General features: G+C 64.7%; 14 protein-coding genes. 12 read left to right on the top strand and 2 right to left on the bottom strand.

Annotation, left to right across the window (positions count from 1 at the left end; all coding sequences use genetic code 11):
* Positions 1–40 precede the first annotated feature (40 nt).
* Complete coding sequence (gene rplL, locus NGB94_RS04345; protein ID WP_091602597.1) at positions 41–418, top strand: 50S ribosomal protein L7/L12; 378 nt, start codon at positions 41–43, stop codon at positions 416–418.
* Positions 419–505: 87 nt separating this feature from the next.
* Here the strand turns inward: rplL and NGB94_RS04340 are convergent, their stop codons facing one another.
* Complete coding sequence (locus NGB94_RS04340) at positions 506–985, bottom strand: YbaK/EbsC family protein (protein ID WP_325789312.1); 480 nt, start codon at positions 983–985, stop codon at positions 506–508.
* Between the two features lie 5 nt (positions 986–990).
* Complete coding sequence (locus NGB94_RS04335; protein WP_325789310.1) at positions 991–2,229, bottom strand: acetyl-CoA C-acetyltransferase; 1,239 nt, start codon at positions 2,227–2,229, stop codon at positions 991–993.
* A 559-nt stretch (positions 2,230–2,788) separates the two neighbouring features.
* On the opposite strand from NGB94_RS04335, the gene rpoB reads away from it, so the two are divergent.
* The 11 genes from rpoB to NGB94_RS04280 all read left to right on the top strand — a co-directional run bounded on the left by rpoB (position 2,789) and on the right by NGB94_RS04280 (position 19,060).
* On the top strand, positions 2,789–6,289 hold the full coding sequence (rpoB, locus tag NGB94_RS04330; RefSeq protein ID WP_325789309.1) for a DNA-directed RNA polymerase subunit beta: 3,501 nt from the start codon (positions 2,789–2,791) through the stop codon (positions 6,287–6,289).
* Between the two features lie 191 nt (positions 6,290–6,480).
* Positions 6,481–10,371, top strand: coding sequence for a DNA-directed RNA polymerase subunit beta' (locus NGB94_RS04325; protein WP_325789307.1), 3,891 nt, complete (start codon positions 6,481–6,483; stop codon positions 10,369–10,371).
* A 209-nt stretch (positions 10,372–10,580) separates the two neighbouring features.
* Positions 10,581–11,306, top strand: coding sequence for a hemerythrin domain-containing protein (locus NGB94_RS04320; RefSeq protein WP_325789305.1), 726 nt, complete (start codon positions 10,581–10,583; stop codon positions 11,304–11,306).
* 51 nt (positions 11,307–11,357) lie between these two features.
* Positions 11,358–12,152, top strand: coding sequence for an IclR family transcriptional regulator (locus NGB94_RS04315; protein ID WP_325789303.1), 795 nt, complete (start codon positions 11,358–11,360; stop codon positions 12,150–12,152).
* A 200-nt stretch (positions 12,153–12,352) separates the two neighbouring features.
* Complete coding sequence (locus NGB94_RS04310; protein ID WP_325789301.1) at positions 12,353–13,549, top strand: 4-hydroxybenzoate 3-monooxygenase; 1,197 nt, start codon at positions 12,353–12,355, stop codon at positions 13,547–13,549.
* 134 nt (positions 13,550–13,683) lie between these two features.
* Positions 13,684–14,508: a protocatechuate 3,4-dioxygenase subunit beta gene (gene pcaH, locus NGB94_RS04305; RefSeq protein WP_325789300.1), complete on the top strand. Its 825-nt coding sequence runs from the start codon at positions 13,684–13,686 to the stop codon at positions 14,506–14,508.
* Positions 14,508–15,074, top strand: a complete 567-nt coding sequence (pcaG, locus tag NGB94_RS04300) for a protocatechuate 3,4-dioxygenase subunit alpha (RefSeq protein WP_325789298.1) — start codon at positions 14,508–14,510, stop codon at positions 15,072–15,074. The genes pcaH and pcaG overlap by 1 nt, the downstream gene beginning before the upstream one ends.
* 4 nt (positions 15,075–15,078) lie before the next feature.
* Positions 15,079–16,470, top strand: coding sequence for a lyase family protein (locus tag NGB94_RS04295; protein ID WP_325789296.1), 1,392 nt, complete (start codon positions 15,079–15,081; stop codon positions 16,468–16,470).
* The gene (locus NGB94_RS04290) at positions 16,467–17,267 is read left to right on the top strand and encodes an alpha/beta fold hydrolase (RefSeq protein WP_325789294.1); all 801 of its coding nucleotides are present in this window, start codon (positions 16,467–16,469) and stop codon (positions 17,265–17,267) included. Before NGB94_RS04295 ends, NGB94_RS04290 begins: the two co-directional genes overlap by 4 nt.
* Positions 17,268–17,313: 46 nt before the next feature.
* Positions 17,314–17,724, top strand: a complete 411-nt coding sequence (gene pcaC, locus NGB94_RS04285; protein ID WP_325789292.1) for a 4-carboxymuconolactone decarboxylase — start codon at positions 17,314–17,316, stop codon at positions 17,722–17,724.
* 133 nt (positions 17,725–17,857) lie between these two features.
* Complete coding sequence (locus NGB94_RS04280) at positions 17,858–19,060, top strand: thiolase family protein (RefSeq protein WP_325789291.1); 1,203 nt, start codon at positions 17,858–17,860, stop codon at positions 19,058–19,060.
* The last annotated feature ends 13 nt before the right edge of the window (positions 19,061–19,073 follow it).

Genomic DNA, 19,073 nt, shown 5'->3' with positions numbered 1-19,073 from the left:
CCGGTGCTCCGCGCACCACTTATAGGAAGGACGCCACATCATGGCGAAGCTCACCAACGAAGAGCTCATTGAAGCTTTCAAGGAACTGTCCATCATCGAGCTCTCCGACTTCGTGAAGCTCTTCGAAGAGACCTTCGACGTCACCGCTGCTGCTGTTGCAGTTGCCGGTCCGGCCGGCGGCGGCGCTGCTGAAGCTGCTGAAGAGAAGAGCGAATTCGACGTTATCCTCGAAGCCGCTGGCGACAAGAAGATCGCAGTGATCAAGGAAGTCCGCGCGCTGACTTCCCTGGGCCTGAAGGAAGCCAAGGACCTGGTTGACGGTGCTCCGAAGGCTATCCTCGAAGGCGCCAACAAGGAGACCGCCGACAAGGCCAAGGAAGCCCTCGAGGCTGCCGGCGCCACGGTTACCCTCAAGTAGTACTGCTTCTGCGGCACTGCCGCAGGATACGCAAAACCCCCGTTTCGTTCGCGAAGCGGGGGTTTTGCGTATCCGGGTTCCGGCGGCTTAGGGAAGCGGATCGGTGATGTCCGCAACGGTAGCGTCCAGGGCCGCAAGCAGGGCGTCGCCGTCGACGAAGAGGCTGGCACCGTGCTCACCGGCCCCCATCGAGACGCGGCGGCCGCGGATATCCGGTGCGGCGAAGACCGGCCACGCCATGGTGCTGCCGAGCGGTGTGATGGTCCCGCGGGTATATCCCGTGGCCTCGAACGCCTCATCCGCAGGCGGCAGCATCAGCTTGTTGGCGCCGGCAGCCGCCCTCAGCTTGGGCCAGGAAATCTGCGCGTCGCCGGGAACGAGGACAAACAGGTACTCACCTGCCCTGCGGCGGACAACCAGGGATTTGACGATGTCTGCCGGGGTGATGCCGAGCAGCCGGGCCGCTTCAGCCAGGCTGGAAGCCGCGGGCCGCTCGGTGATCTCGACGTCGAGGCCAAGGCGGTCCGCGGCTGCCAGCACCCGCTCACGGCCGGCGGGGGAGGGCACCAAACCTAGTTCCGGTACAGCAGCAGGGCTTCACCCTGGCCACCGCCTCCGCAGAGCCCGACGGCGGCACGCCCGGAGCCGCGCCGGTTCAGCTCATGCGCGGCGTGCAGGGCCAGCCGCGCGCCGGAGGCACCGATCGGGTGGCCCAGGGCGATCGCACCGCCGTGGATGTTGCAGTCCGCCAGGTCGACGCCCAGTTCCTGCAGCGACTGCACGGCGACCGAACCAAACGCTTCGTTGATCTCCACAAAGTCCAGGTCCGCCGCGGTCCAGCCGGCCCGCTTGAGCGCCTGGGAGATTGCATTCGAGGGCTGTGAGTGAAGGCTGTTGTCCGGTCCGGCAACCTGTCCGGGCATGCCTACTGCAGCCAGGATGGACAGCCCCTGCTCCTCGGCGAAAGCCCGGGTGGTCAGGACCAGGGCGCTGGCGCCGTCGGACAGCGGGGATGAGTTCCCTGCGGTGATGGTGCCCTCAGGGTCGAACGCGGGCCTCAGGCCCGCCAGCGTCTCAACGGTCGTGGACGGGCGGACGCCCTCGTCGGCGGTAAGCACCAGCGGCTCGCCCCTGCGCTGGGGAACCGTGACCGGTGCAATCTCGACGTCGAAAATGCTGGCTGCGGCGGCTGCGGCGGCGCGCTGGTGCGAAGCGGCAGCCACCTCGTCCTGGGCGGTTCGGCTGATGCCCAGGGCACCGTTGCCGCGTTCAGTCGAGACGCCCATCGACTCGTTGTCGAAGGCATCCGTCAGGCCGTCATGTGCCACGGAGTCCAGCACGGACATGCTTCCGTAGTTCCAGCCCTGCCGGGAACCCGGCAGGAGGTGCGGGCCCCTCGTCATTGATTCCTGGCCGCCGGCCACCACCACGGTGGCCTCGCCGCCGCGGATCAGCCGTGCCGCGTCGATCACCGCAGCGAGCCCGGAGAGGCAGACCTTGTTGATGGTGACGGTGGGGACGTCCCAGCCCAGGCCGGCCTTGATGGCGGACTGCCGGGCCGGATTCTGGCCGCAGCCCGCCTGCACCACGTGGCCCATGATTACGCTGTCCACCTGGGAGGCGTCCACACCTGAACGCTCCAGTGCGCCGGCGATGGCAAACGCGCCGAGTTCGACGGCGGTGAAGGGCGCAAGCTGGCCGTTCAGCCGTCCCTGCGGGGTCCGTGCCCCGCCGACTATGACAACCTCGGGTGCCGGCTCCGTCCCGGATCCCGCAAGTGCCCCGGTTCCTGCATATGCGTCAGTGCTCATGCCGCTAATCCACTCTCATAGAAGGTGATCCGATTTGTCCTGCGAATTTTGCCTTTAGGCTACCCGCTTGCAGTGGTGCGGGACACATTGGGAACCTGCCGGCATTCGCATTTTCTTCTGCACAGGCAGGCGCACCGGCGTCAGCGGAAAGAAATCGCGCAGATCCGCCGGACTTGGGGTACTCTATGTGGGTAGCCAAGCGTCATATCGGTTCGCTGGCACCGCCCGCAGCTCCCCAACAGGAAGCCGCAGCTGAGGAACTTTGAAGTTCCCGCCGCAGGATCCGGGGTTGAGCTGGCAGGGGTTTCGATTACCGGGTAGACTTCTGTGTCCCCAATGCCCTATAGTAGATATTTGCTTCCCTCTCTTAACCTTCAGCCTTCATATAGCGGTGGGCTGTGTCACGGGCCAGGCGGCGTCCGGAGTGTTCACGCAGGCGTTTCACGCACACGCGCTGGACAGTTACGGCGCCCGGGACCGCCAGGACGCACGCGGACCAGGTCCGTCAGTGCAGAGTGGGAGCGCGAAACACGCCTGAAGGTCTGTGGAAGGATCCCTCTTGGTCGCCTCGAGCACCTCTAATAATGCAACCGCTACCACTCCGGAGAACGCAGCTTCCCGGATTTCATTCGCAAAGATTCACGAACCGCTGGATGTTCCCAATCTTCTTGCCCTGCAGACGGACAGCTTTGACTGGCTCGTAGGCAACGAGCGCTGGAAGGAACGCCTGCGGAAGGCCCAGGAAGAGGGCGACGCAGGTTTCGCCACCACCTCCGGCCTCGCGGACATCTTCGAAGAAATCTCTCCGATCGAGGACTTCCAGGGCACCATGTCCCTGAGCTTCTCGGAGCCGGAATTCGCTGACCCGAAGTACACCATGGCCGAGTGCAAGGACCGGGACGCAACGTACTCGGCGCCGCTGTACGTCAAGGCCGAGTTCATGAACAACAACACGGGCGAAATCAAGCAGCAGACCGTGTTCATGGGCGATTTCCCGCTGATGACCGACAAGGGCACCTTCGTCATCAACGGCACCGAGCGCGTCGTCGTCTCGCAGCTGGTCCGTTCCCCGGGCGCCTACTTCGAGCGTGCCGCCGACAAGACCAGTGACAAGGACATCTACACCGCGAAGATCATTCCTTCCCGCGGTGCCTGGTTCGAGCTGGAAATCGACAAGCGCGACCAGGTCGGCGTCCGCCTCGACCGCAAGCGCAAGCAGTCCGTCACCATCCTGCTCAAGGCCCTTGGCTGGACCGAAGGCCAGATCCTGGAAACGTTCGGCGAGTACGACTCGATCCGCGCCACCCTGGAGAAGGACCCCACGGAGACCCAGGAAGATGCCCTGCTGGACATCTACCGCAAGCTCCGTCCGGGAGAGCCGCCCACGGTCGAAGCAGCCAAGACCCTGCTGGAGAACCTGTACTTCAACCCGAAGCGCTACGACCTGGCGAAGGTTGGCCGTTACAAGATCAACCGCAAGCTCGGCGTCGAGAAGCCGATTGGCGATGCTGACGCTTCGGTCCTGAACATCGACGACATCGTCGCGATGATCAAGTTCCTCGTGGCACTGCACGCCGGCGAGAAGACCATCCCGGGCAAGCGCGACGGCCAGGACGTGGACATCCGCGTTGAGGTCGACGACATCGACCACTTCGGCAACCGCCGCATCCGCGCCGTCGGCGAACTGATCGAGAACCAGATCCGCACCGGCCTTTCCCGCATGGAGCGCGTTGTCCGCGAACGGATGACCACCCAGGACGTCGAGGCAATCACGCCGCAGACCCTGATTAACATCCGTCCGGTCGTTGCTGCGATCAAGGAGTTCTTCGGAACCTCCCAGCTCTCGCAGTTCATGGACCAGAACAACCCGCTGGCAGGCCTGACGCACAAGCGCCGCCTCTCCGCCCTGGGCCCGGGCGGTCTGTCCCGTGACCGTGCAGGCATGGAAGTCCGAGACGTCCACCCCTCGCACTACGGACGTATGTGCCCCATCGAAACCCCTGAAGGCCCGAACATCGGCCTGATCGGTTCGCTGGCGTCCTACGCCCGGATCAACGCCTTCGGCTTCATCGAGACGCCGTACCGCAAGGTAGTCGACGGCGTCGTCACCGACCAGGTCGATTACCTGACCGCAGATGACGAAGTCGAACGCACGATCGCACAGGCAAACGCCCCGCTGCGCGAAGACATGCACTTCGAAGAGGACCTCGTCCTCGTCCGTGCCCGCGGCGGATCCGGCGAGCCCGTGCTCGTCGAGCCCGAAGGCGTGGAGTACATGGACGTTTCCCCGCGCCAGATGGTGTCGGTCGCAACGGCCCTGATTCCGTTCCTCGAGCATGACGATGCCAACCGCGCCCTCATGGGTGCGAACATGCAGCGCCAGGCAGTGCCGCTGCTCCGTTCCGAGCGTCCCGTCGTGGGCACCGGCATGGAGAAGTACGCAGCCATCGACGCCGGTGACTCCGTCACCGCCGCCAAGGCCGGCGTCGTCACCGAGGTTTCGGCTGACCTGGTTACCGTCATGAACGACGACGGCACCGAGACCAGCTACCCGATCATGAAGTTCGCACGCTCGAACCAGGGCAACGCCTACAACCAGCGCGTGATCGTCTCCGAAGGCACCCGCGTTGAGGTCAACGACGTCATCGCCGACGGCCCCTCCACGGACCAGGGCGAACTGGCACTGGGCAAGAACCTGCTCGTTGCGTTCATGTCCTGGGAAGGCCACAACTACGAAGATGCCATCATCCTCTCGCAGCGCATGGTCTCCGACGATGTCCTGACCTCGATCCACATTGAGGAGCACGAGGTTGACGCCCGCGACACCAAGCTTGGTGCCGAGGAAATCACCCGCGACATCCCGAACGTGTCCGAGGAAGTCCTCTCCCAGCTCGACGAGCGCGGCATCATCCACATCGGTGCCGAGGTTGAAGCAGGAGACATCCTGGTTGGCCGCGTGACCCCGAAGGGCGAAACGGAACTGACCCCCGAAGAGCGCCTGCTGCGCGCCATCTTCGGTGAGAAGAGCCGCGAAGTCCGCGACACCTCCCTGAAGGTTCCCCACGGCGAGTCCGGAACCGTCATCGGCGTGCGCATCTTCGACCGCGACAACGACGACGAGCTGCCCCCGGGCGTGAACCAGCTGGTCCGCGTCTACGTGGCACACAAGCGCAAGATCACGGACGGCGACAAGCTGGCCGGCCGCCACGGCAACAAGGGCGTCATCTCCAAGATCCTCCCGATCGAAGACATGCCGTTCCTGGAAGACGGCACCCCCGTCGACATCGTCCTGAACCCGCTGGGTGTTCCGGGCCGAATGAACGTCGGACAGGTCCTGGAAATCCACCTGGGCTGGGCTGCCAAGCAGGGCTGGAAGATCGAAGGCGAGCCGGACTGGGTCAAGGACCTGCCCGCACTGCCGCGTGAAACCGGTCCCACCACCGTTGCCACCCCCGTGTTCGACGGCGCCAGCGAGGATGAGATCACCAACCTCCTGGACTCCACGAACGTGACCCGCGACGGCGACCGCCTGATCGGTGCTTCCGGAAAGGCACGCCTGTTCGACGGCCGCTCCGGCCAGCCGTTCCCGGATCCGATCTCCGTTGGCTACATGTACATCCTGAAGCTGCACCACCTTGTCGATGACAAGATCCACGCACGCTCCACGGGTCCGTACTCCATGATCACGCAGCAGCCGCTGGGTGGTAAGGCACAGTTCGGCGGCCAGCGCTTCGGTGAAATGGAAGTCTGGGCCCTGGAAGCCTACGGTGCCGCTTACACCCTGCAGGAACTGCTCACCATCAAGTCCGATGACATCCACGGCCGCGTCAAGGTCTACGAAGCCATCGTCAAGGGTGAGAACATCCCGGAGCCCGGCGTTCCGGAATCGTTCAAGGTGCTCATCAAGGAAATGCAGTCGCTCTGCCTGAACGTGGAAGTCCTTTCCACCGAAGGCAACACGATTGAAATGCGTGACTCGGATGAAGAAGTCTTCCGGGCCGCGGAAGAGCTGGGTATTGATCTGTCCCGCGCAGAGCCGAGCTCAGTAGAAGAGGTTTAGGTTTCATCCGTCCTGGCTCCGCACCGGTGACCGGAACGGCGGCAACGAAATTCCTAGCTCGCAGAGCTCGCAAGGAATATTAAAGCCGCCTTCCTCCGGACACCGGCGCGGGGCTGGGGCTGGATCTTTCCTTTCGCTTCTTCCCGTACCCGAGACATTCAGATTTAGAGAACAAGAGAGAACAGGGACCCATGTCCAACGATTCCACGTTCGGCCTCATGCGAATCGGCCTTGCCACTGCGGACGAAATCCGCAACTGGTCTTACGGCGAGGTCAAAAAGCCGGAAACCATCAACTACCGAACCCTGAAGCCGGAGAAGGACGGTCTTTTCTGCGAAAAGATCTTCGGTCCTTCCCGTGACTGGGAGTGCTACTGCGGCAAGTACAAGCGCGTACGCTTCAAGGGCATCATCTGTGAGCGCTGCGGCGTCGAAGTTACCCGCGCCAAGGTTCGCCGCGAACGGATGGGCCACATTGAGCTCGCCGCTCCGGTAACCCACATCTGGTACTTCAAGGGTGTTCCCTCCCGCCTGGGCTACCTCCTTGACCTGGCTCCGAAGGACCTCGAAAAGGTCATCTACTTCGCTGCCTACATGATCACCTCGGTCGACGAGGAGAACCGCCACGCCGAGCTGCCGAACCTGCAGGCCGAGCACGACCTGGAGCGCAAGCACCTCGTTGACCAGCGCGACTCCGACATCGCCGCGATCGCCAAGGACCTCGAAGACGAGCTGGCTCGCCTCGAGGGCGAAGGCGCCAAGGCTGCGGACAAGAAGAAGGCCCGCGACTCCGCCGACCGCCAGATGGCCAAGGTCCGCCGCGACGCCGACAACAACATCGAGCGCCTCGAGCAGGTCTGGGAACGCTTCAAGAACCTCAAGGTCGGCGACCTCGAAGGTGACGAAGGCCTGTACCGCGAACTGCGCGACCGCTACGGCCTGTACTTCGAAGGCTCCATGGGTGCCGAAGCCATCAAGAAGCGTCTTGAAGACTTCGACATGCAGCAGGAGTCCGAGAACCTGCGCGAAATCATCCAGAACGGCAAGGGCCAGCGCAAGACGCGTGCCCTGAAGCGCCTGAAGGTTGTCAACGCGTTCCTCACGACGTCCAACAGCCCCATGGGCATGGTCCTCGACGCCGTCCCGGTGATCCCGCCGGAACTGCGCCCGATGGTCCAGCTCGACGGCGGCCGTTTCGCGACCTCCGACCTGAACGACCTGTACCGCCGCGTCATCAACCGCAACAACCGCCTGAAGCGCCTGCTGGATCTCGGTGCCCCCGAGATCATCGTGAACAACGAAAAGCGCATGCTGCAGGAAGCCGTTGACTCCCTGTTCGACAACGGCCGCCGCGGCCGTCCGGTCACCGGACCGGGCAACCGTCCGCTGAAGTCGCTCTCGGACATGCTCAAGGGCAAGCAGGGCCGGTTCCGCCAGAACCTGCTCGGCAAGCGCGTTGACTACTCCGGCCGTTCCGTGATCGTCGTCGGCCCGCAGCTGAAGCTGCACCAGTGCGGCCTGCCGAAGCAGATGGCGCTGGAGCTCTTCAAGCCGTTCGTGATGAAGCGCCTGGTTGACCTCAACCACGCTCAGAACATCAAGAGCGCCAAGCGCATGGTCGAGCGTTTCCGCCCGCAGGTCTGGGACGTGCTGGAAGAGATCATCACCGAACACCCGGTGCTGCTCAACCGTGCACCCACCCTGCACCGCCTCGGCATCCAGGCCTTCGAGCCGCAGTTGGTTGAGGGCAAGGCCCTTCAGCTGCACCCGCTGGTCTGCGGCGCCTTCAACGCTGACTTCGACGGTGACCAGATGGCAGTGCACCTGCCGCTGAGCCCCGAGGCCCAGGCTGAAGCACGCATCCTGATGCTGTCCTCGAACAACATCCTGAAGCCGTCGGACGGCCGTCCGGTGACCCTGCCTTCGCAGGATATGATCATCGGCCTGCACCACCTGACCACCAAGCGCGAGGGCGCAGCCGGCGAAGGCCGTGTGTTCTCCTCGATGGCGGAAGCCATCATGGCGAACGACCTCGGCGAGCTGCACCTGAACGCTCCGGTCAAGATCCGCGTCGAAGGCTTCGTGCCCAGCGATGAGCAGCCGGCTCCGGAAGGCTGGGAAGAAGGCACTCCTGCCCTCATCCCGACCACCCTCGGCCAGGTGCTGTTCAACCAGACCCTGCCCGTGGATTACCCGTGGGTTGAGGCTGTCGCGGACAAGGGCCAGCTCTCCAAGATCGTCAACGATCTTGCCGAGCGCTACCCGAAGGTCGTCACCGCTGCAACGCTGGATAACCTGAAGGATGCCGGTTTCTACTGGGCCACCCGCTCGGGCGTCACCGTCGCCATCTCCGACATCGCTGCTCCGATCGACAAGCCTGCCATCATGGAGGTTTACGAAGCACGTGCCGCAAAGGTTGAAAGCCAGTACGGCAAGGGCCTGATCGCTGAAGACGAGCGCCGCCAGGAACTGATCGACATCTGGAACCAGGCAACGAACGAGGTTGCCAAGGCTATGCGCGACAACATGCCGATCCAGAACAACATCAACCGCATGGTTTCCTCCGGTGCGCGAGGCAACTGGCTGCAGGTCCGGCAGATCGCCGGTATCCGTGGCCTGGTGGCCAACCCGAAGGGCGAGATCATCCCGCGTCCGATCAAGTCTTCCTACCGTGAAGGCCTGTCGGTTCTGGAATACTTCATCGCCACGCACGGTGCCCGTAAGGGTCTGGCCGATACCGCACTGCGTACCGCCAACTCGGGTTACCTGACCCGTCGTCTGGTGGACGTTTCGCAGGACGTCATTGTCCGCGAAGAGGACTGCGGTACCGAGCGCGGCCTGAACGTCACGATCGCTGTTCCGGATCACAACGGTGAACTGGTCCTGCACGAAGAGGTCGAGAACTCGGCGTACGCCCGTACGCTGGCTACCGACGTCTCCGACGCTGAAGGCAACGTCCTGGCCAAGGGCGGCGACGACGTCGGCGATGTGCTGATCGAGAAGCTGTTCAAGGCCGGCGTCACCGACATCAAGGTCCGCTCCGTGCTGACCTGTGAGTCGGCTGTCGGAACCTGTGCCCTCTGCTACGGCCGTTCGCTGGCCACCGGCAAGACCGTGGACATTGGCGAAGCCGTAGGCATCATCGCCGCACAGTCCATCGGCGAGCCCGGTACCCAGCTGACCATGCGTACCTTCCACACCGGTGGTGTTGCATCGGCGGAAGATATCACCCAGGGTCTGCCCCGTATCCAGGAGCTCTTCGAAGCACGTACCCCCAAGGGCGTTGCTCCGATCTCCGAGACGGCCGGCCGGGTCACCATCGAAGAGACCGACCGCCAGATGCGTCTGGTTGTCACTCCCGATGACGGCTCCGAGGAAATCGCCTACCCGGTTCTGCGCCGTGCCCGCCTGCTGGTTGCCGACGGCGACCACGTTGAGGTTGGCCAGCAGCTGGTCGCAGGTGCAGTGGATCCCAAGCAGATCCTCCGCATCCTCGGCCCGCGCAAGGCTCAGGAGTTCCTGGTGGACGAAGTCCAGCGCGTGTACCGCAGCCAGGGTGTAGGCATCCACGACAAGCACGTGGAAGTCATCGTCCGGCAGATGCTGCGCCGCGTGACCGTGATCGAATCCGGCGATTCCGACCTGCTCCCGGGTGAGCTGGCCGAGCGCCGCCGGTTCGAGAGCGAGAACCGCCGCGTGGTTTCCGAAGGACGCCGTCCGGCCGCTGGCCGTCCGGAACTGATGGGTATCACCAAGGCATCCCTGGCGACCGAGTCCTGGCTCTCCGCTGCTTCCTTCCAGGAAACCACCCGCGTCCTGACGCAGGCGGCCATGGAAGGCAAGAGCGATCCGCTGCTCGGCCTGAAGGAGAACGTCATCATCGGTAAGCTGATCCCGGCCGGAACGGGCCTGCCCCGTTACACCGAGGTCACGGTTGAGCCGACTGAGGAAGCAAAGGCCAATCTCTTCACCGGCCCGAGCGCCTTCAGCGACTTCGACTACGCCGGAGTTGACGGTGGCCTGAGCCCTGAGTTCCATGCCATCCCGCTGGATGACTACGACATGGGCAGCGAGTTCCGCTAAAGAGCTGAAAGGCTAAACGGAACCGCACACCGCGAAGGAAGGACCCTGCCGAAAGGCGGGGTCCTTCCCCGTTTAAGTCCGGGATCCGGCGAAATTCGCTTGCAGGGGCCATTTTGCAGGGGCCATTGTCCGGCTGAGGCAACGAGCCTAGAGTTTTTGGCGGGGGAGTGGCCCGTCTCCCGCAGAAGTTTCTGTAAGGGGCAATCCACATGGCTGACTTCTTTACGGCCGAACCCGGTGAGACACCGGCCCCGCTCCCGCCGGGGCCGGTCCTCTGCACGGGAACCGCTGGTATGCGGCGCATCCACCGCTTCTTTCTCTGGGCCTACGACGAGGCACCCGGCCTGGTGCGCTCCGCCGATGCCGGGGATACGGTCCGCGCGGCCTATGTTGGCGACGTGCTGGGCAACTTTGACCGGGCGCTCCACATCCACCATGAAGGCGAAGACCTGCTGATGTATCCCCGGCTGGAGAGCCGGGCACCGGGGTGTGCACTGCATATCGCCCAGATGCAGGAGCACCACCGCCAGGTGGCACAGCGCGTTGAACAAATTGAACCGGTCCGGCGGCGCTGGATGCAGACGGCAGACACGGCCGCCGGCCAGGAAGCCGCTGAACGCTACGAGGACCTGTCCGCCCTGCTCAAGGTCCACCTCCGGCGCGAGGTCACCGAGATGATGCCTGTTGCCGACAGGGTGCTCAGCGAAAAGGAAATGAACGCGGTCGGTCAGCACGGGATCGCGCAGTTCGACAAGAGATTCCTCGTGGGCTATCTCGGGATGGTGCTGGCCACGAATCCGCTGGAGGACCGGAAGGCCCTGTTCAGGGAGATACCGTTGCCGGTCCGTCTCGCCTACCTGGTCGTGGGACGCCGGCTGTACCGGCGGCAGTATTCGGCGCTTTTCCCCGGACGCAGCATTCCGGAGACGCTTTAGGCATCCCTCGCTGCGTCCTTCGGCGGTCCGGGCCTGTGCCAAAGTACTGGTATGGCCAATTCCCCCTCAGGCGACTCAATGGCGGAGCGGATCGTTCGCATGATTTCAGCGTTCGACGCCGAACATCCGGCCATGCCTGTGGCGACCCTGGCCCGCCGGGCGGCCCTTCCGCTGTCCACCGCGCACCGGCTGGCAGGGGAACTGGTCTCGCTGGGGCTGCTGCAGCGCTCGGACACCGGTGAGCTGCGCCTGGGCCTGCGGCTCTGGGAACTGGCGAGCCGAAGTTCCGCCGCACTGGACCTGCGCCAGGTCGCCATGCCGTTTATGGAAGACATTCAGGCAGTCATCCGCCAGCACACGCAGCTTTCCGTCCTGCAGGAGGACGAGGTGCTGTTTATCGAGCGGCTGTCCAGCCGCGGATCCGTCTCCAACTTCGCCAAGGTTGCCGGCCGGCTGCCGCTGCACATCTCTTCCTCCGGGATGGTGCTGATGGCCCATTCGCCCCGGCATGTGCAGGAAGCATTCCTGGACCGGCACCGCAGCGACCCTTCACCCTTTCCCGATGCCAAAACCCTGCGCACCCAGTGGGCGGAGATCCGGCGGGAAGGCTGCGCCACCCTGCCCGGCGTCGTCGACCCCGGCACCACCGGAATTGCCGTTCCGGTCTTCGGTCCGCAGGGTTCTGCCGTCGCTGCGCTGGGAGTAGTGGTGCCGCGCGGCCGGGAGAATACCGCCGCCACCGTACCGGCGCTGATGACAGCCGCGCGCGGAATCTCCCGCGGCCTCGGAACGGACTCCGCCGAAGCCGGTCCGCGCAGCGGTCCGGCAGGAACGCCGCCGGCCTAGCCCCGTCCCCGCCCGCCCCCCGCTTCCATTGAGATGGCAGAAACGGCTCTTTTGAGCGCTCAAACGGGCCGTAACTGGCATCTCGATGGATTGTTCTCATTGAATGGGAACCGGGTCGCGCCGGACATGTGCTGGTCCTCACACTGAGAGGAAGGCCTTTCCGCCCCGTTCTTCCCGCCTGTCCAAAAAGGAGTCCTGCATTGGCTGCAGCCCGCACCGTCCTCAAGACCAAAGTCGGCATTGTCGGAGGTGGTCCCGCTGGATTGATGCTCTCCCACATGCTGGGAAAGTCCGGCATCGAGAGCATTGTCGTGGAAAAGCGGGATCACGAAACGATCCGCACCACCCACCGTGCCGGCATCCTGGAGCACGGCAGCGTCCGGATGCTCACCGAGGGCGGCGTCAGCGACCGCGTGCTGACGGACGGCTACAAGCATGACGGAATCGACCTGCGCTTCGGCGGGGAAAGCCACCGGATCGACTTCGAAGAACTGGTGGGGGAGTCCGTCTGGCTCTACCCGCAGAACGAGGTCTTCGTTGACCTCGCCGCCGCCCGCGAACGGGACAACGGCGACGTGCGCTACGCCGTCAGCAACACCGAAGTCCTCGACCAGACCACCTCGGTTCCGAAGATCCGCTTCACCGACGCCGAAGGCAACGACTTCGAAATCCACTGCGACATCCTGGTGGGCGCTGACGGCTCCCAGGGCATCTGCAGGCGTTCAATCCCCAAGGAACTTCGCACCGACAACTTCATCGAGTATCCGTTTGCCTGGTTCGGCATCCTCACTGAGGCACCGCCGAGCGCCCCTGAACTGATCTACGCCAACTCTGAGCACGGCTTCGCCCTGATCAGCCAGCGCAACGACAACGTGCAGCGCATGTACTTCCAGTCCGACCCCAACGAGGACGCCGATGCCTGGAGCGATGAGCAGATCTGGAACGAGCTGCAGCGCCGCGTCGACGGCCCGGACGGCTTCCAGCTCAAGCGCGGCCCCATCTTCGAAAAGACCGTGCTGAAGTTCCGTTCCTATGTCTGCGAACCGCTGCGCTACGGAAACATGTTCCTGGCCGGCGACGCCGGGCACACGGTCCCGCCGACCGGAGCCAAGGGCCTGAACCTTGCCCTGGCAGACGTGAAGGTGCTGTTCGAGGCAATCGACTCCTTCTACGCGACGAAGTCCGCCGACCTGCTTGACGGGTACAGCGAGAAGGCGCTGAAGCGGGTATGGCGGGCACAGAACTTCTCCTACTGGATGACCTCGATGCTGCACACCCGCCCCGACGCAACCGACTTCGAACGCAAGCGTGCGCTGGGTGAGCTGAACGGCGTCGTATCTTCCCGCCACGGTCAGGCGTACCTGGCTGAGGCGTACACCGGATGGCCCGAACACTAGTCATCCACCTCCGCGTTCGTAATGTGAACGCATGTACACCAAGTGAACAAGCGTGTAACGTGGTTGACACCACTGGGATGCTTGGACGACGACGAGGAAGCGCCGCGAACGCATCCTTCCCGAAAGGAATAAACATGGAGACGGAAAACGGTCTGCTCCCCGAAGGCCAGACAGTGGAGGGTCCGGACTCGGCCCAGAGCTCGCAGGATGAGATCACTGCCGAAATCCAGGATCTGCACAGTGCGTACCGCAAGGGTGTGGAGAACGGCGAAGCAGAAGAGACCCAGCCGCGGCTGGACTTCCGCCCGTACCGCAGCTCGATCCTGCGCCACCCCACCAAGGATCCGCACCACACGGACCCGGAGACCATCGAGCTGTGGTCCCCGGCCTTCGGCCACCAGGATGTCCATGCCCTGGAATCGGACCTGACCATCCAGCACAACGGCGAACCGCTCGGCGAGCGGATCGTGGTTGCCGGACGCATTCTCGACGGCGACGGCCGTCCGGTGCGCAACCAGCTGGTTGAAATCTGGCAGGCAAACTCGGCCGGCCGCTACATCCACAAGCGCGACCAGCACCCGGCTCCGATCGACCCGAACTTCACCGGCGTGGGCCGCTGCATCACGGACGAAAACGGCAACTACCGGTTCACCACCATCAAGCCCGGGCCCTACCCCTGGAAGAACCATTTCAACGCCTGGCGTCCGGCGCACATCCACTTCTCCCTGTTCGGCACTGACTTCACCCAGCGCATGATCACCCAGATGTACTTCCCCGGTGACCCGCTGTTCGCCCTGGACCCGATCTACCAGTCGATTACCGACCAGAAGGCGCGTGACCGTCTCGTAGCTACCTACGACCACAACCTCACCCAGCACGAATGGTCCACGGGCTACAACTGGGACATTGTGCTCACCGGCAGCAACCGCACCTGGATGGAAGACGAGGACGCAGAGTAATGAGCGAGCAGAAACTCACCGCCACCCCGGGCCAGACCGTCGGCCCCTTCTACGGCTACGCGCTTCCCTTCGAAAAGGGCAACGAGCTGGTCTACCCCGGCGCCAAGGGTGCGATCCGCATCCAGGGCACCGTCCGCGACGGTGCCGGGGACGTCATCCCCGACGCCCTGCTGGAAATCTGGCAGGCCGATGAACAGGGCAACATCCCGCAGAAGACCGGCTCGCTGGTCCGGGACGGCTACACCTTCACCGGATGGGGCCGCGCTGCCGTGGACAACACCGGCAACTACACGTTCACCACGGTCAACCCCGGTCCTACGGAGGAAGGCTCAGCGCCGTTCATCTCCGTGGTGGTCTTCGCCCGCGGCCTGCTGAACAAGCTCCACACCCGGATGTACCTGCCGGACGACGAGGAAGCACTGGGCAAGGATCCGCTGCTTTCCTCGCTGCCGGAAGAGCGCCGCCGCACCCTGATTGCCACCCGCGAGGCCGACGGCGGCCTGCGCTGGGACATCAAGCTGCAGGGCGAAGACGAGACCGTCTTCCTGGCCTACCCGGGAGCGTAATCCCTTGGCCTACGCGGAAACTGCCGACTACGGACTACTGTCGCCGGCATGGGCCGGCACCCGCGCGGCTGCGCTGACCTCTGATGAGGCGCTGCTGCAGGCCATGCTCGACGTCGAACTCGAGTGGCTGCGTGTGCTCGCTTCCGCGGGCCTGGTCAAACCGGAGATTCCCGACGCCGTTGCCCCGGCCTGCCAGGCGAACCGCTATGACATTGCGGACCTGGCAGCCCGGGCGCAGGGCGGAGGGAATCCAGTTATTCCGCTGCTGGCCGACCTCCGGGGAAAAGTCCGCGAAGAGGCACCGTCTGCGGTTGGACCGATCCACAAGGCCGCCACCAGCCAGGACATCCTGGACTCAGCACTGATGCTGATGTCCGCGCGGGCCCTTGAAACCATCCTGGCTGATGCCTACCGTGCACAGGCCGCCCTTGCGGGTCTCGCGCGGGAGCATGCGGATACCCTGAGCGTGGCCCGCACCCTCACCCAGCATTCCCTGCCTTCAACCTTCGGGCTCAAAGCAGCCCAGTGGCTGCACGGTGTTGGGCAGGCAACGGCAGCCCTCGAAGCTGCTGCAGCTGCCCTTCCGCTGCAGTGGGGCGGAGCCTCCGGCACCATGGCAGCCCTCACCGCGGCAGCTGAAAGTACCCCCGCCTCGCCCCTGGAACTCTCCGCGGACCTTGCGGCCCGGCTCGGGCTGGCCGATCCGGTGGCGCCATGGCAGACGAACCGGCTGCCGGTCACCGCCCTCGGCAGTGCGCTGGCCGACCTGCTCGCCGCAGCCGGCAAAATCTCCAACGACGTCCTGCTGCTCAGCCGGCCGGAAATCGGAGAAGTCAGCGAACCCCGTGAAGAAGGCCGCGGTGGTTCCTCCGCCATGCCGCAGAAGCAGAATCCCGTTCTCTCCGTACTCATCCGCAGCGCCGCCCTGGCGGCCCCCGGATACACGGCCATGCTGCAGGCCGCTGCGGGCGCAGCAGACGACGAACGGCCCGGCGGGTCCTGGCACGTCGAGTGGCAGGCCCTGCGCCAGCTGCTGCGGCTGGCCGGGGGAGCGGCCGCCAAACTCGCGGAACTGGCAAGCGGGCTGCAGATCCATACCGATGCGGTCGCCCGGAACCTCGCCCTCGCCGGACCGCTGGTGGTCAGCGAGAAGGTCATGGCGCGCGTGGCCCCGCTGCTGGATAACGGCAGCCCCGGATCGGGCAAGAAGAAGGTCCAGGCACTGGTCTCCCGCTCGCTGGCAGGGGAGGACTTTGCCACGCTGCTGCGTGCAGAAGTACCTGCCCTCAGCGAGGCAGAAATTACTGGCCTGCTGGACCCCGCAAACTACATCGGCCAGTCCGGTGAACTGATCGAACGAATCATCTCGGCCTACCCCGGAAGGAAAAACGCGTGAGCGTCCCGCAGATTAAGGCAACCCAGCTCTCCAACGCCGGCCCTTCGGCACCCGTGCTGATTGCCGGTCCCTCCCTGGGCACTTCCGGCACCGCGCTGTGGGCCAGCACGGCGGCCCTGCTGGAGGGCTTTACCGTCATCGCCTGGGACCTGCCGGGCCATGGCAACAGCCCTGCTGCCACCGAAGCATTCTCCATTGCGGACCTGGCCTCCGCCGTCCATGGGCTGCTGGAGAGCGCGGCCGCTGCCGGGGACATTTCCCCCCAGCAGCAGGTCCACTACGCCGGCGTCTCCCTGGGCGGAGCAGTGGGGCTGCAGCTCGGGCTGGACTTCCCCAAGGCGTTCACCTCCCTGGCCATCCTCTGTTCCGGTGCGAAAATCGGGGATGCCGAAGGCTGGGAAGCACGGGCGGAGACTGTCCGGAACCAGGGAACCCCCGCCGTCCTCATCGGCTCGGCCCAGCGCTGGTTTGCCGAAGGGTTCATCGAACGTGAGAAGGGTGCTTCTGCAGCGCTGCTGCACTCGCTGCAGGATGCCGACCGGTTCTCCTACGCTTTCTGCTGCCAGGCGCTGGCCGGATTCGACGTCCGAAACCGGCTGGCAGAGATCCATGTCCCGGTCCTTGCCGTGGCCGGAGCCGAAGACGTCGTGACTCCGGCGTCCTTCGCCGAGCTGATTGCCGGCGGCGTGCCGGACGGACGATCCGTCGTCGTGCCCGATGCCGCCCACCTGGTGCCGGCCGAGCAGCCGGCCGTGACCGCCGAACTGCTGGGCAGCTTCTTCCGCACGGCACAGTAAACAACGCACCCCACTACCCCCTGAAGTCCAGAGAACAGGCAACACAGTGAACGAACAGTCCGGCGCCAAGACGCAGCAGGAAATCTACGACGAGGGAATGGCGGTGCGCCGCGAGGTCCTGGGCGATGCCCACGTGGACCGCGCCAACGCAGCCAAGGACAGCTTCACCACTGACTTCCAGGACATGATTACGCGCTACGCCTGGGGGACCATCTGGACCCGCCCCGGACTGGACCGGAAGATGCGCAGCGCGGTTACCCTGACCGCGCTGATTGCCCATGGGCACCTGGAAGAACTGGCCATGCACGTCCGGGCTGCCCTTCGGAACGGCCTCACCCGGGATGAAATCAAGGAAATCCTGCTGCAGTCCGCGATCTACTGCAGCGTCCCCTCCGCGAACTCGGCCTTCAAAGTTGCCCAGAATGTCTTCGCCGAGCTGGACGCATCCGAAAACTAGGGCTGGCACAAAAAGCCAAACTCGGATAAATTCGCATCTTGTACGCGTGTTCGCTGATTGAACACATAGGGTGCCGCCTGTTAGCGGTGCCTGTCTGCGGACACGGGTGCAGCAACCAGCCAAAGGAGCCACGGTGAACCAGGCCTACATTTACGACGCCGTCCGGACCCCGTTCGGACGCTTCGGCGGAGCCCTCGCGGGCGTCCGCCCCGACGACCTCGCAGCACAGGTGATCCGGGCCTCCGTGGCCCGCGCCCCCGGACTTGACCCGGCACGGGTCGACGAAGTCATCTTCGGCAACGCCAACGGTGCCGGCGAGGAAAACCGCAACGTAGCCCGGATGGCAACGCTCCTCGCTTCCCTTCCGGTCTCCGTGCCGGGCACCACGGTGAACCGGCTCTGTGGTTCTTCCCTCGACGCAGCCATGATCGCCTCCCGGCAGATCAACACCGGCGAGGCAGACCTGATGCTGGTCGGCGGCGTCGAATCCATGAGCCGTGCGCCCTGGGTGCTGCCCAAGAACGAGAAGCCTTTCCCTGCCGGAGACCAGACCCTGGCCTCCACCACGCTCGGCTGGCGCCTGGTGAACCCGGACATGCCCCGGGAATGGACGGTCTCCCTTGGTGAGGCAACCGAACAGCTGCGGGAGAAGCACGGCATCAGCCGTGAACGCCAGGACGAATTTGCCGCGAAGTCCCACGAGCAGGCAGCCCGCGCCTGGGATGAGGGACGGTACGCCAACCTCACCGTCGCCGTCGACGGTGTTGACCTGCAGCGGGACGAAAGCATCCGTGCCGGATCGACTGTGGAGAAACTCGCCACGCTGAAGACGGTCTTCCGTCCGGCTTCCGATTCCCCTTCCGGCGGAACCGTCACCGCTGGCAACGCCTCCCCGCTGAACGACGGCGCCTCCGCAGCATGGCTGGGCAGTGAAGCTGCCGCCGGCCTGCTGGGCCTTGAACCGCTGGCCCGCATCGCCGGCCGCGGTGCAGCCGCCAACGAACCCCAGTTCTTCGGCTACGCGCCGGTGGAAGCTGCCAATACCGCACTCAAGCGCGCCGGCATTTCCTGGGGCGATGTGGGAGCAGTGGAACTCAACGAAGCCTTCGCTGCGCAGTCCCTTGCCTGCCTGGATGCCTGGGATATTGATCCCGCAATCGTCAACGCCTGGGGCGGCGCCGTATCCATTGGGCACCCGCTGGGCGCCTCGGGCACCCGGATCCTCGGCACCCTCGCTCGCCGGCTCGAAGCCACCGGCGAACGGTGGGGCGTGGCCGCCATCTGCATCGGCGTCGGGCAGGGCCTCGCCGTCGTACTCGAAAACACCAAAGCCTAGCTCCTGAGGAGAA

The sequence above is a fragment of the Arthrobacter koreensis genome, from assembly GCF_035792275.1.
Lineage (GTDB): Bacteria > Actinomycetota > Actinomycetes > Actinomycetales > Micrococcaceae > Arthrobacter_B > Arthrobacter_B koreensis_A.
This window is presented reverse-complemented; position numbering and strand designations above follow the sequence as displayed.